Annotated in this window: 10 protein-coding genes; 5 read left to right on the top strand and 5 right to left on the bottom strand. The window is 67.3% G+C overall.

Going from position 1 to position 12229, the window contains the following annotated elements; all coding sequences use genetic code 11:
- Positions 1 to 38 precede the first annotated feature (38 nt).
- The gene (gene gabT, locus M2428_RS13100) at positions 39 to 1394 is read left to right on the top strand and encodes a 4-aminobutyrate--2-oxoglutarate transaminase (protein ID WP_277526374.1); all 1356 of its coding nucleotides are present in this window, start codon (positions 39 to 41) and stop codon (positions 1392 to 1394) included.
- 185 nt (positions 1395 to 1579) lie between these two features.
- Here the strand turns inward: gabT and M2428_RS13095 are convergent, their stop codons facing one another.
- A complete protein-coding gene (locus tag M2428_RS13095; protein WP_277526373.1) occupies positions 1580 to 2356 on the bottom strand; it encodes a hypothetical protein in 777 nt (258 codons plus the stop codon).
- A 190-nt stretch (positions 2357 to 2546) separates the two neighbouring features.
- Between M2428_RS13095 and M2428_RS13090 the strand changes: the two genes are divergently transcribed.
- Positions 2547 to 3419 (top strand): universal stress protein, encoded by an 873-nt coding sequence (locus M2428_RS13090; protein ID WP_277526372.1) that lies wholly within the window; start codon positions 2547 to 2549, stop codon positions 3417 to 3419.
- Here the strand turns inward: M2428_RS13090 and M2428_RS13085 are convergent.
- The 4 genes from M2428_RS13085 to rarD form a co-directional block, all read right to left on the bottom strand.
- On the bottom strand, positions 3386 to 4231 hold the full coding sequence (locus tag M2428_RS13085; RefSeq protein WP_277526371.1) for a class I SAM-dependent methyltransferase: 846 nt from the start codon (positions 4229 to 4231) through the stop codon (positions 3386 to 3388). The two genes, M2428_RS13090 and M2428_RS13085, sit on opposite strands and share 34 nt — an antisense overlap.
- Before the next feature lie 50 nt (positions 4232 to 4281).
- The gene (locus M2428_RS13080) at positions 4282 to 5814 is read right to left on the bottom strand and encodes an EAL domain-containing protein (RefSeq protein ID WP_277526370.1); all 1533 of its coding nucleotides are present in this window, start codon (positions 5812 to 5814) and stop codon (positions 4282 to 4284) included.
- On the bottom strand, positions 5801 to 6205 hold the full coding sequence (locus M2428_RS13075) for an STAS/SEC14 domain-containing protein (protein WP_277526369.1): 405 nt from the start codon (positions 6203 to 6205) through the stop codon (positions 5801 to 5803). The genes M2428_RS13080 and M2428_RS13075 overlap by 14 nt, the downstream gene beginning before the upstream one ends.
- Before the next feature lie 130 nt (positions 6206 to 6335).
- Positions 6336 to 7361: an EamA family transporter RarD gene (gene rarD / locus M2428_RS13070; protein WP_277526368.1), complete on the bottom strand. Its 1026-nt coding sequence runs from the start codon at positions 7359 to 7361 to the stop codon at positions 6336 to 6338.
- 130 nt (positions 7362 to 7491) lie between these two features.
- On the opposite strand from rarD, the gene M2428_RS13065 reads away from it, so the two are divergent.
- From M2428_RS13065 to M2428_RS13055, 3 genes are all read left to right on the top strand, one after another.
- The gene (locus M2428_RS13065; protein ID WP_277526367.1) at positions 7492 to 8928 is read left to right on the top strand and encodes an FAD-dependent oxidoreductase; all 1437 of its coding nucleotides are present in this window, start codon (positions 7492 to 7494) and stop codon (positions 8926 to 8928) included.
- A gap of 251 nt (positions 8929 to 9179) precedes the next feature.
- The gene (locus M2428_RS13060; protein ID WP_277526366.1) at positions 9180 to 10565 is read left to right on the top strand and encodes a GAF domain-containing protein; all 1386 of its coding nucleotides are present in this window, start codon (positions 9180 to 9182) and stop codon (positions 10563 to 10565) included.
- A gap of 133 nt (positions 10566 to 10698) precedes the next feature.
- A complete protein-coding gene (locus M2428_RS13055; protein WP_277526365.1) occupies positions 10699 to 12222 on the top strand; it encodes an aldehyde dehydrogenase family protein in 1524 nt (507 codons plus the stop codon).
- Positions 12223 to 12229 lie beyond the last annotated feature (7 nt).

The following is a 12229-nucleotide window of genomic DNA, read 5'->3' as shown; positions in this document are numbered from 1 at the left end:
CTCGCGCGCCTCAACCGCCCGCTTAGAAAGGCTTTCCCATGACCACCACCGCACATGACATCACCTACCGGCTCGAGCAGAAACGCCGCGTCCAGGCCGACTTCCCTGGCCCCAAGTCCGTTGCCCTGACCGAGCGCCGCAAGGCGGTCGTCGCCGCCGGCGTCGCGTCCAGCGTCCCGGTCTTCGTGGCCGACGCCGACGGCGGCATCATCCACGACGTCGACGGCAACTCCTTCATCGACCTCGGCTCCGGCATCGCGGTGACGAGCGTCGGCGCCTCGGACCCCGCCGTCGTCGGCGCCGTGAAGGAAGCCGTCGAGCACTTCACCCACTCCTGCTTCATGGTCACCCCGTACGAAGGCTATGTCGCCGTGGCCGAGCAGCTGAACCGCCTGACCCCGGGCGATCACGAAAAGCGCACGGTGCTGTTCAACTCCGGCGCCGAGGCTGTCGAAAACGCCGTCAAGGTGGCCCGCCTGGCCACCGGCCGGGACGCCGTCGTCGCGTTCGACCACGCCTACCACGGCCGCACCAACCTGACCATGGCGCTGACGGCCAAGGCCATGCCGTACAAGACCAACTTCGGCCCGTTCGCGCCCGAGGTCTACCGCATGCCGATGAGCTACCCGTTCCGCGAGGAAAACCCGGCGATCACCGGTGCCGAGGCCGCCAAGCGCGCCATCACCATGATCGAGAAGCAGATTGGCGGCGAGCAGGTCGCCGCGATCATCATCGAACCCATCCAGGGCGAGGGCGGCTTCATTGTCCCTGCCGACGGGTTCCTGCCCGCGCTGGCTGACTGGGCCAAGGACAAGGGCATCGTCTTCATCGCCGATGAGGTCCAGTCCGGCTTCTGCCGCACCGGCGAATGGTTTGCCGTGAACCACGAAGGTGTTGTCCCGGACATCATCACCATGGCCAAGGGCATCGCCGGCGGCATGCCGCTCTCGGCCATCACCGGCCGTGCCGACCTCCTGGACGCCGTGCACCCGGGCGGCCTCGGCGGCACCTATGGCGGCAACCCGGTGGCGTGCGCCGCCGCGCTGGCCTCGATCGGTTCGATGGAGCAGTACGACCTCAACGGCCGTGCCAAGCACATCGAGGAGATCGCGCTCGGCAAGCTGCGCGAACTCGCCACTGAGCAGCCCGTGATCGGTGACGTCCGCGGCCGCGGCGCCATGCTGGCCATTGAACTCGTCCAGGCCGGTTCCAAGGAGCCGAACCCGGAGCTGACCAAGGCCGTCGCCGCAGCCTGCCTCAAGGAGGGCGTCATCATCCTCACCTGTGGTACCTATGGCAACGTCATCCGGCTGCTGCCGCCGCTGGTGATCAGCGACGAGCTGCTGCTGGACGGCCTCGCGGTCCTGGCCGCGGCCATCAAGGCCAACGCCTAGCCAAGCGCCAAGCCAACCGCCATTGAGCTGCCGGGAAGGCAATCCCTTCCCGGAGACCAGCCCTGCCGAACAGCGGGCGACACAACGCAGGAGCCGCGGACACACCGTCCGCGGCTCCTGCGTCTTTTCGTGGTTCCCGTTCTTTCGCCGCTCCGTCGTTCCGGCTTGTGTTGGCGTATACCGCCCTACTTCCAGGCGGTCGCGTCCAGCTGGATCGCCACCACATACAGGTGCTGGCCCTGTTCGATCTTCTCCACCTCAGTGACGCGCACCTTTGTCTCCGGGACCGTGCTCATCGGACGGCCGACGCCGATGCCGTAGCTCAGCACGCCCTCGAAGTCCCCGGCCGGGGCGTAGCTGGCGAGCGCCTGGTACCCGATGGCCGGCGCTGGCGCGCTGGTCACGGTGCTGGCTGTGCCGTCCGCAGTGTGCGACTGGGCGCCGCGGAACGTCACCTCGAGGATGCTTCCCGTGCCGGGCATCGGGATGGGCAGGCCGCTGCCGTCATTGACGAGTTCGGGGACCGTCTGAACGTCGTAGCTGGGAAAGCCGCCGGTGAACCGGAAGCTCAGCTGGTCATATGGCGGCGAGTCGGAGGCGTGCTGGCCCGCGCCGATCGCGTGCAGCGTCGGCAGCGGTGCCGCCGGCGGTGGCGCGATGGGCACAGGGTTTCCGTGGTCCGTGTGGAACGGGGTGGCCGGCCCCGGCACCGACCAGTTGTGGGTGACCGTGGACGAGATCACCTTGTCGCCTGGTTGCGGGGGCGCCGTTTCGTCAGCGTCGCCGGCCGCCGAGGGGGACAGGCTGGCCGCCGCGCTGACGGACGGGGACTGCGACGGCGGCTGGCTGCCGGCCGAGGGCGGCGGGGCTGGCGGCGCGCAGGCGGTCAGGACCAGCAGGAGCGCCAGGGTTCCCACCCGCGCGGTCCGCGACCCGGTCCTGCGGTTGCGGATGGCGTTCATGACGGGCTCCCCTCGACCATCCCAGCGTAGGCCCAGAAGTTTGTGCTGCTCAGGGCCAATAGTCACCATCTTTCGGGGCCCGCTGGACTAGAGTCGTTCCTATCCACTGCAGGAGCGCAGACCGGCCGACGTCGCCCGGAACCCCCGGGGCGCAGCTGGCGTCTGCCACAGACCCATAAGGGGTTCATACATGCGATACGTAGTCGGCTATACACCCACCGAACGCGGCGCAGACGCCGTTGCCTTGGCGTCGGCCATGGCCCGCGCGCAGGGAGCGCATCTCGACCTGGTCTATGTGGTGGACCGGCACACGCCCTATGTGGCGATGAACCCGGAAGGAAACCGGGTCAGCGCCGCGGAGCAGCAGGTCCTCTCCGCGGAACGCCAGGGAATGGAACTCGTCCCTGAGGGACTGGAGGCGCACTTCCACGTCCGCCAGGCGGAATCGTTCGCAGCTGGCCTGATCGACGCCGCCCTCGAGTACAGGGCCGGCCTGATTGTGGTGGGTGCGGCAAGCCATGGCTTGTTTAAGCGCCATACCGTGGGCAACGTGGCCAACGCCCTTCTGCACGCCGCCCCGGTTCCGGTGGCACTGGCGCCGCACGGCTACCGCCGGACCGAAGCCATCACGCGTCTGACCCTCGCCGTGGGCCAGCGCGTCGGAGCGGAGGCGGCGATCGACGTCGCGATCGAATCCGCCGAGCGCCGCGGGGTGCCGCTTCGGCTGGTCTCCCTCGTGGAACTGGACGTCGAGGGGGACGGCGGGGAAAACGTCAACGCGGCCCACATCCACGCCAACACCGTCCTGTCCGCCGCCGCACACCGTCTGCCGGAGGGCCACCACGTCAGTGTCGAGGTCGCCCATGGGCGCACGATCGAAGAAGCAATCGACGACCTGGAATGGGACGACGGCGAGGTCATGATCGTGGGGTCATCCCGTCTGGCGGAGAAGTACAAGCTGTTCATCGGCAGCACGGCCTACAAGGTGCTGCGGGCGCTCCCTGTTCCGATGGTCGTGGTCCCGCGCGACTACCAGCAAGTGGATACCTTCCCGGCGGTCTGAGGCCCGGAGGTCTGGGGCCGCGGGGCCAGGACCGCCCAGTACGCGGGAATGCTGCCGGGCGGTCCACCGGTCTCCATCGGCACCGTCTTCAGGACGGTGGCACCCTCCGCGATGAGGGTCCAGCGGTCCGCGGGGAACACGCGCGAGCGTTGCCTCGTGCCGAAATGCCCCGGTTTCGGCAGGGCAGAAATGGCCTGGCGGAGCGGTCCGGGGATCTTCTCGCCTGTGGCGCCCAGGCCCCGCAGGTAGCTGAGCGCGCCGCCCGGGACGTTTGTCTCGACGAGGTAGATCCGTCCCTGGGTGCCGAGGAGGGCCTCGATGGAGCCTGCGAGGCGTGCCTGCCGTCGTCGGCTGAGGACGTGGAACACGCCGCGGACAAAGACGTTGGTGTCGCCGAGTTCGCGCCAGAGCCCTGCCGCCGCGGCCGGCTGCGTAGCATCCAGGCGCCGGAAACTGAGGCCGGGGACGTGCGGGTGCGCGGACTGCGCGGCTGCCACGGCCTCAGGTGAGACGTCGACGCCCAGGACCGAGGGAAAGATTTCGGTCAGCCGCCGTGTGATGGCGCCGTTCCCGCAGCCGAGATCGATCAAGGGGAGGCGGGTATCCATCGCGTTGGCCATGGCCTGCAGGTGGTGTCGGATCTCTTCGTTCCCGGCGCCGGGGGCGGCATCCCAGATGATCGGTTCGCTAAGGGAGCCAAGGGAGACTCCGCGCCAGAAGGCGTCCCAGCGTCGGTCCGGGCGCCTGGGACGGTGCAGGGACAGTGCCGCAACCTTGGCCACCAGCCGGAGCGTGTCCGCCGCCTTATCCATGCCCAGTGTGCGTGTGCCCGTTCTGTCCGTGCCCGCCGGAACGGGTCCGCTCACGCGACCGCACCGTCTTTGTGCGCGAGCAGATCCGTCATGTCCGGCACCGGCAGCGGACGGCTGAAGAAGTACCCCTGACCGAATTCGCAGTTCAGCTGCCGCAGCCTGTTCGCCTGCTCCCTGTCCTCGATGCCCTCGGCGACGGCGCCCAGTCCGGCCGAATGGATCAGTTGCAGGATGGCCGCGACGAATGTCTCCTGTTGCCGGTCTGTGGTTAGTCCGTCGAGCAGGGACTTGTCGATCTTTGCCTGCGCGGCCGGGAGGGTGCGCAGGTAGCTGATGGACGAATAGCCCGTGCCGAAGTCATCGATCTCGATCCGTACGCCGAGGTCATTGAGCGACTGCATGGTGGCTGCCACTTCCGGGCCGCCGCGCATGATCGCGGTTTCGGTGATCTCGATTGAGACATGGCAGGGGTCCACGCCGTGCCGGGCCAGCAGGCTTTCGACATAGGGCGCCAGATCGACGTGGTGCAGGTCAGCAGGGGAGAGATTGATGTGCGTGCTGAAGTCCGCCGGAAGCCCGGGATCGGACTTCCAGCGGCCGGTTTGCGCAATGGCGTTCCGGAGTACCCAGTGGCCGATTTCCACGGTGAGCCCGGCCTCGTCGGCGGCATCGAGGAAGGTATCCGGCGCCAGCAGGCCCAGGGCGGGGTGGCGCCAGCGGATCAGGGCCTCGGCGCCGGCAATGGCTCCTGTGCGCAGGTCCATGATGGGCTGGTATTCCAGCTCGAGCTGGTCCATCGCCAGCGCCGTCCTCAGCTCCGCCACCTGGTGGACGCGCTGCTTGGCGGCTTCGTGCATGGCCGCGGAAAAGACCAGGAGGGTGTCCCGGCCGCGTTTCTTGGCCTCGTGCATGGCGATGTCGGCATCGCGGATGAGTTCCTCGCTGCGCAGGCCAGGTTCCCCCAGCCGGACACCGGTTCCGGCCGTGAGGGCCACCGCGACACCGCCGGCGATGATTCTGTCCTTCAGCGATTCGCCGAGCCGGGCCGCGATCTGCAGCACGGCCTCCGTGTCCTGGTCCGCGATGAGCACGGCGAACTCATCGCCGCTGAGGCGTGCGATCAGGTGGCCGGCCCCGGCCGCTGCGCGAAGCCGCAGGGCCGCCTCGCGCAGCACGGCGTCCCCCGCGGCATGGCCAAGGCTGTCGTTGATGAGCCGGAAGGAATCGAGGTCCAGCAGGATGAGGGCCGGCTGGTGTCCGGTGCCGGCCCCGGCAACGGCGTCGGCCACTTTTTCCCGCAGCAGCGAGCGGCTGGCCAGGCCGGTCAGCTCGTCGGTGTTGATGACGCGGCGGAGTTCGGCTTTGGCCGCCTCCAGGAGCGCGGTCCGCTCGGCGACCCGGACTTCCAGGTCCTCGTACATGCTTTGGAGCTCTTCGGCCAGCAGGTTGATGCCCGTGGTGACGGCGTCAATGCCGTCCCGTGCCGGTGAGACTGGCAGGCGGTTCGACAGATCGCCCGAGGACAGTACAACGATGCCGTCCACGAGTTCCTCGAGGCGGCGGTCATCCTCAGGCCTTGTCATGACCCTGCGCGGTCAGCCAGCGGACCGCCTCATCGCCGTTGGTGAAAAAGCGTGTCGGAACCGGCGCCGAATTGACGCCCAGGAAGAAATTGGCGAGAACCCGGTCCACGGCGGACGAGCCGAGGAGCGCGATTGCCGAGGCGTCGCAGCGCTTGGCGAACACGGCCCGGGCGGCCCGGCTGACGGACTGCGTCGTGGCCATGTCGATCAGGAGCGGCGTGGGCCGGCCGCCGCACAAGTCATTGACACGATCCATGGCCAGTTGGGCGTTGGGGGCATCAATCACGACGCCCCGGGCCCACTCGAGGCGCAAGATGCCGCTGCTGTCGAAGTCCAAAGACGAGAAGTCGCGCCCGCCCGGAGTTTCACGATCCTCTTCTGGCACCAGCAATCCTCAATTTTCGCCCCAACATGTGCATTCATGATGACACTAATGCACAGCGGCCGTGGTGCGCAGGCCATAGCCCCTCAAGGCAGTAACGCAGGGCAGTAACGCAGGGCAGTAGGGCTAGGCAGTAACGCTAGGCGGCGGCGCGGGCCAGTTTCCGGGTCACGGAGTTCTTCCGGGCTGTGAGCAGCATGTCCACAGTCAGCACCAGCAGCGCCAGCCAGACGACGCCGAAACCGACCCAGCGGTCCGGCGTCATGGCTTCCTTGAACACGACGAGCGCCACAATGAACTGCAGGACAGGTGCGAAGTACTGAAGCAGGCCGATCGTGGTCATCGGCAGCCGGCGGGCAGAGGCGCCGAAGAACAGCAGTGGCACGGCGGTGATGACGCCCGACGCCACCAACAGCCAAAAATGCCCTGCACCGTTTGAGGCCAGGCTTGCCGCCCCGCTGACCGCGAGGAAGATCATCGTGGCCGCAGCCACTGGCGCCAGCACGATCGTCTCCACGGTGAGGCTGGTGATCGCGTCCGCCCGCGGGCCGACGCGCTTCTTGACGAATCCGTACAGTCCGAAGCTCAGCGCAAGCGTCAACGCGATCCAGGGGAGCTTGCCGTAGGAGACCGTCAGCACCCCGACGGCAACGAAACCGATGCCGACGGCGGCCCACTGCAGCGGGCGCAGCTTTTCCTTCAGGACAAAGACTCCCAGCAACACGGAGACCAGCGGGTTGATGAAGTAACCCAAAGAGGCCTCGACGGCCTGGCCCGTGGTCACGCCGTAGGTATACGTCAGCCAGTTCACCGCGATCAGAGCTGCGGCGATGGACAGCGGGCCGATCACCGTGCGGTTCCGGAACGCGGCGCCGAGCACCCGCCAGGAACGGGTCACGGTGATCAGCAGGGTGCAGAAAATCAGCGACCAGACCACACGGTTGGCCACGATCTCGACGGCGCCGGCGGGTGCCAGCACAAAGAAGTACAGGGGCAGCAGTCCCCAGAGCCCGTAGGCGCCGATGCCGAAGAGGATCCCCGCCGTCGTGTCCTTGTCTACCGGTGCCGGTCCCGCCGGCCGGGCCGGCGCAGACCCTGTTGCAGCGGCTGCGGCGCTCAGCGCTGTCAGTGGGGCGGGGGAGAAGGATCCGTTCGGCTTAGGCACAAGATCAATAACACCACCTGCGCGGCGCCTATTCCTGCCAATCGGAGCACGAGCCAGCCGGCGACATTTAGAATAGGGGCCTGTGCGCTGTATCTACTGGCGCTGTCCCTAAGACTCAGAAGGGCTCCCGGTGTCCAACTCGGCCGAATCCACATCCACTCGTCCCCTCCGTGTCGCGATTGTTGGTGCCGGTCCGGCCGGCGTCTACGCCGCGGACATCCTGACGAAGTCCAATGAGGTCAAAGGCGGCGACCTCCAGGTCAGCATCGATCTCTTCGAGGCATATCCGGCACCGTACGGCCTCATCCGGTACGGGGTGGCACCTGACCATCCGCGGATCAAGGGGATCGTCAACGCACTGCACAAGGTCCTGGACCGCGGCGACATCCGGTTCCTCGGCAACGTCACCTATGGCCGGGATCTGACGCTGCATGACTTCCGGGCGTTCTATGACGCCGTCATCTTCTCCACCGGCGCCATCAAGGACGCGGACCTGGATATTCCCGGGATCAGCCTGGAGGGTTCCTTCGGCGGGGCAGACTTTGTTTCCTGGTACGACGGCCACCCGGATGTGCCGCGGGACTGGCCGCTGGAGGCCAAGGAGATTGCGGTGATCGGCAACGGCAACGTGGCCCTCGATGTGGCCCGCATGCTGGTCAAGCACGCCGATGAACTCCTGGTCACGGAAATCCCGGACAACGTCTACCGGGCACTGAAGGATTCGCCGGTCACCGACGTCCACGTTTTTGGCCGCCGCGGCCCGGCCCAGGTGAAGTTCACGCCGCTGGAGTTGCGCGAACTCAGCCACGCCAAGGACGTGGACATCGTGCTGTATCCGGAGGATTTCGAGTTCGACGAGGCCTCGGACGAGGCCATCCGCAGCAACAACCAGGTCCGGACCATGGTGAACACCCTGACGAACTGGCTCGTCGAGGAGCACGCCGAGGCCGAGGAACCGTCCTCGCGCCGGCTTCACCTGCACTTCCTGCACAGCCCCGTCGAGATCCATGACGACGCCGCGAACCCCGGCAAGGTCGCTGGCATCAAGTTCGAACGCATGGAGCTGGACGGCACCGGGAATGTCAAGGGCACCGGGGAGTTCCTCGACTACCCGGTCCAGGCCGTCTACCGCGCGATCGGCTACCACGGTTCGCCGCTGGACGAGCTGGAATACGACGCCCGCCGCGGCGTTGTCCCGAACGAAGGCGGCCGCGTGCTCGACGCCGACGGGAACGCCGTGCCCGGAATCTACGCCACCGGCTGGATCAAGCGCGGGCCCGTCGGCCTGATCGGCCACACGAAGGGCGACGCGCTGGAAACCATCGGCTTCCTGCTGGAGGACCGGCTGACGCTGCCCCCGGCGCAGAACCCGGACCCGCAGGCCATCATCGACCTGCTTCAGGAGCGCGGCATCGAGTACACCACGTGGGAAGGGTGGATCAAGCTCGACGCCCATGAGCTCGCCCTCGGCGCCGAATGGTCCGCGGCGCAGTCCGCCGACGGGATCGAGCGGGAGCGCATCAAGGTTGTGCCGCGCGAGGATATGATCGAGATTTCCCGCGGGTAGCCGTGCGCTGCGCAAATTTTTCCACGCCGCGCAAAATGCCTGGCGCGCAGGGTATTCCGGCCGCGGGGGTATTTTCGCGCGTCGGGGAGGCGATTGCGCGTCGCGGAGCTGTTCGCCACGGCAGGACGGGCGCTGGGGGCATGCGGTGGGCAGGACGGCGCATCCTCTAGCGAGGGGTCCGAAACGCCCACTAGACTGGGCCGGACGTGGCGGCCTTCGGTACGCCGTCGAGCCCGTCCAGTGGGAGTTCAATGAGGAATCTGGTCCATCCGGCAGCTCTGCCGCCCGCAGGCGGAGTCACCGCGGAGCTGCGCCAGCAGCATGCCAGCACCGGGCACGAGGAACTGGACTCGCGCGGACTCGCTTTCCCCGGGAACCTGCAACTGCCTGGACTCAGCAGCCTGATCCAGGAGTCGTGGCGGCGTTCCGCGCAGCTGCACGCCAATCCGGACAACCCCGAGGCGCCGCTGGCCATGGACCGCGAGGAACTCGAAGAATACCGCCGCCAGCACCCGCTGGCCGCCATCATGCCCGTGATCCACAAGCTCCTGGTCCTGCCGAGCCATGACAGCGGAATGCTGGTAGCTGTGGGGGACGAGGTCGGCAGGCTGCTCTGGGTGGAAGGCGACGCAGCCCTGCAGCGCCGGGCCGAGGGCATGATGTTCGTCCCCGGCGCCGACTGGTCCGAGGCGACAGTCGGCACCAGCGCCCCCGGCACCGCGCTGGCTCTCGGCCGGGGAATCCAGATCTCCGGTGCCGAACACTACAAGCGCTCGGTGCATCCGTGGAGCTGCACGGCTGTGCCGTTCCACGATCCTGATTCCGGCGCCCTGCTGGGGGTCGTGGACATCACCGGCACGGCGTCGGCCGTGGCCCCGCATACCTTGTCGCTGGTTGAGGCGACGGTCGCCGCGGCCCAGGCGCACCTGCGGGTGGAACGGCTGCAGTTGGCCGCGGCAGGGCAGTCCTCGCCGTCGCGGCGGCGAAACGCGGGGCCCGCCTCCCACAGCGGGCGCGATGCGGCAGCCGCCGGCAGCCTCTACCGCAACAGCCTCCAGCTGCTGGGCCGGGACCAGGCGCTGCTCAGCATCGACGGCCGCACCGTGGCCCTGTCCGCCCGGCACAGCGAAATCCTGGCCCTGCTCAGCACCCACCCCGCAGGACTGAACGCGGAGGAGCTCTGCACCCTGCTCTATCCCGGGGAGGCCTCCACCATGACTCTGCGGGCCGAGATGGTGCGCCTGCGCAAGGTCCTGCAACAACTCAACCCGGACGCGGTCCCGCAATCCCGGCCTTACCGGCTGCCGATGGACCTGGTGCCGGACTCCGGCCAGGTCCTCAACTGCCTGCAGCGTGGCGCCCACCGGATTGCCCTGGAGATCTACCGCGGGGCCGTGCTGCCGCGCTCGGAAGCGCCCGGCATCGTCGAACTGCGGAGCCGGGTCTCCTCCCTGCTGCGCGAGGCAGTGCTGACTGACGGCAGCGCGGAATCGCTGCTGAAGTACGCCGAGCTGCCCGAGGCAAGGGACGACGTCGAGGTCCGGAGCGCCGCACTGAAGCTGCTGCCGCCCCGCTCGCCCAAACGTGCCGCCGTCGTCTCTGATCTCGAACGGCTGGATAAAGAACTCGGCGCCTGACCGGCATTTCCCGCGAAAGTGACCCGGATCACTTGCTTGCAACCTGATTGCAACCTTCCGGCTTCTACGCTGTAGGCAACGGTGAGCGCCAGCAACTGGCCGCCATTAATCTTGCACAGCAAAGGAGCTAGCAATGACTGTCTACGCCCAGCCCGGTACCGAGGGCTCGAAGGTCACCTTCAAGGACCGCTACGAGAACTGGATTGGTGGCGAATGGGTTGCCCCGGTTAAGGGCCAGTACTTCGAGAACATCACCCCGGTGACCGGCAAGGCCTTCTGCGAGGTGGCCCGCGGCACCGCCGAGGACATCGAACTGGCACTGGACGCCGCCCACAAGGTCGCACCGTCCTGGGGCAAGACCTCCGTCGCCGAGCGCGCCGCCATCCTGAACAAGATCGCCGACCGCATCGATGAGAACCTCGAGATGCTCGCCGTCGCCGAATCCTGGGACAACGGCAAGCCGATCCGCGAAACCCTCAACGCCGACATTCCGCTGGCCGCGGACCACTTCCGCTACTTTGCCTCCGCCGTGCGCGCCCAGGAAGGCCGGCTGTCCCAGCTCGACGACGACACCACCGCGTACCACTACCACGAGCCGCTCGGCGTCGTCGGCCAGATCATCCCCTGGAACTTCCCGATCCTCATGGCCGTCTGGAAGCTCGCCCCGGCCCTCGCCGCCGGCAACGCCGTCGTCCTCAAGCCCGCCGAGCAGACACCGTCCTCGATCCTGGTGCTGATGGAACTCATCGGCGACCTGCTGCCGGCCGGTGTCCTCAATGTGGTCAACGGGTTCGGCGTGGAGGCCGGCAAGCCGCTGGCCTCCAGCCCCCGCATCCGCAAGATCGCCTTCACCGGCGAAACTTCCACGGGCCGCCTGATCAGCCAGTACGCCAGCCAGAACCTGATTCCGGTCACCCTGGAACTCGGCGGCAAGAGCCCCAACATCTTCTTCAACGACGTCGCGGACAGCAACGACGCCTTCTACGACAAAGCCCAGGAGGGCTTCACGCTCTTCGCCTTCAACCAGGGTGAAGTCTGCACCTGCCCGTCCCGCGCCCTGGTCCAGGAAGATATCTACGATTCCTTCATGGCCGACGCCGTGGCCCGGACGGAGAAAATCATCCAGGGCAACCCGCTGGACACAGAGACCCAGCTTGGTGCCCAGGCCTCCAATGACCAGCTGGAAAAGATCCTCTCCTACATCGACATCGGCAAGCAGGAGGGCGCCAAGGTGCTCACCGGCGGCGCCCGGGCCGAAATGCCCGGAGACCTGGCCGGCGGTTACTACGTCCAGCCGACTATCTTCGAAGGCCACAACAAGATGCGGATCTTCCAGGAGGAAATCTTCGGCCCGGTAGTTTCGGTGACCCGCTTCAGCGACTACAACGACGCCATGGGCATCGCCAACGACACCCTTTACGGCCTCGGCGCCGGCGTCTGGTCCCGCAACGGCAACGTCGCCTACCGCGCCGGCCGTGAGATCCAGGCCGGCCGCGTGTGGGTCAACAACTACCACGCCTACCCGGCGGGGGCTGCGTTCGGCGGTTACAAGTCCTCCGGCATCGGCCGCGAGAACCACTCGATGATGCTGGACCACTACCAGCAGACCAAGAACCTCCTGGTCAGCTACAACGAGAACAAGCTCGGCTTCTTCTAAGCCGCAT

The organism is Arthrobacter sp. ES3-54 (genome assembly GCF_029504395.1).
In the GTDB taxonomy this organism is placed as follows: domain Bacteria; phylum Actinomycetota; class Actinomycetes; order Actinomycetales; family Micrococcaceae; genus Arthrobacter.
This window is presented reverse-complemented; position numbering and strand designations above follow the sequence as displayed.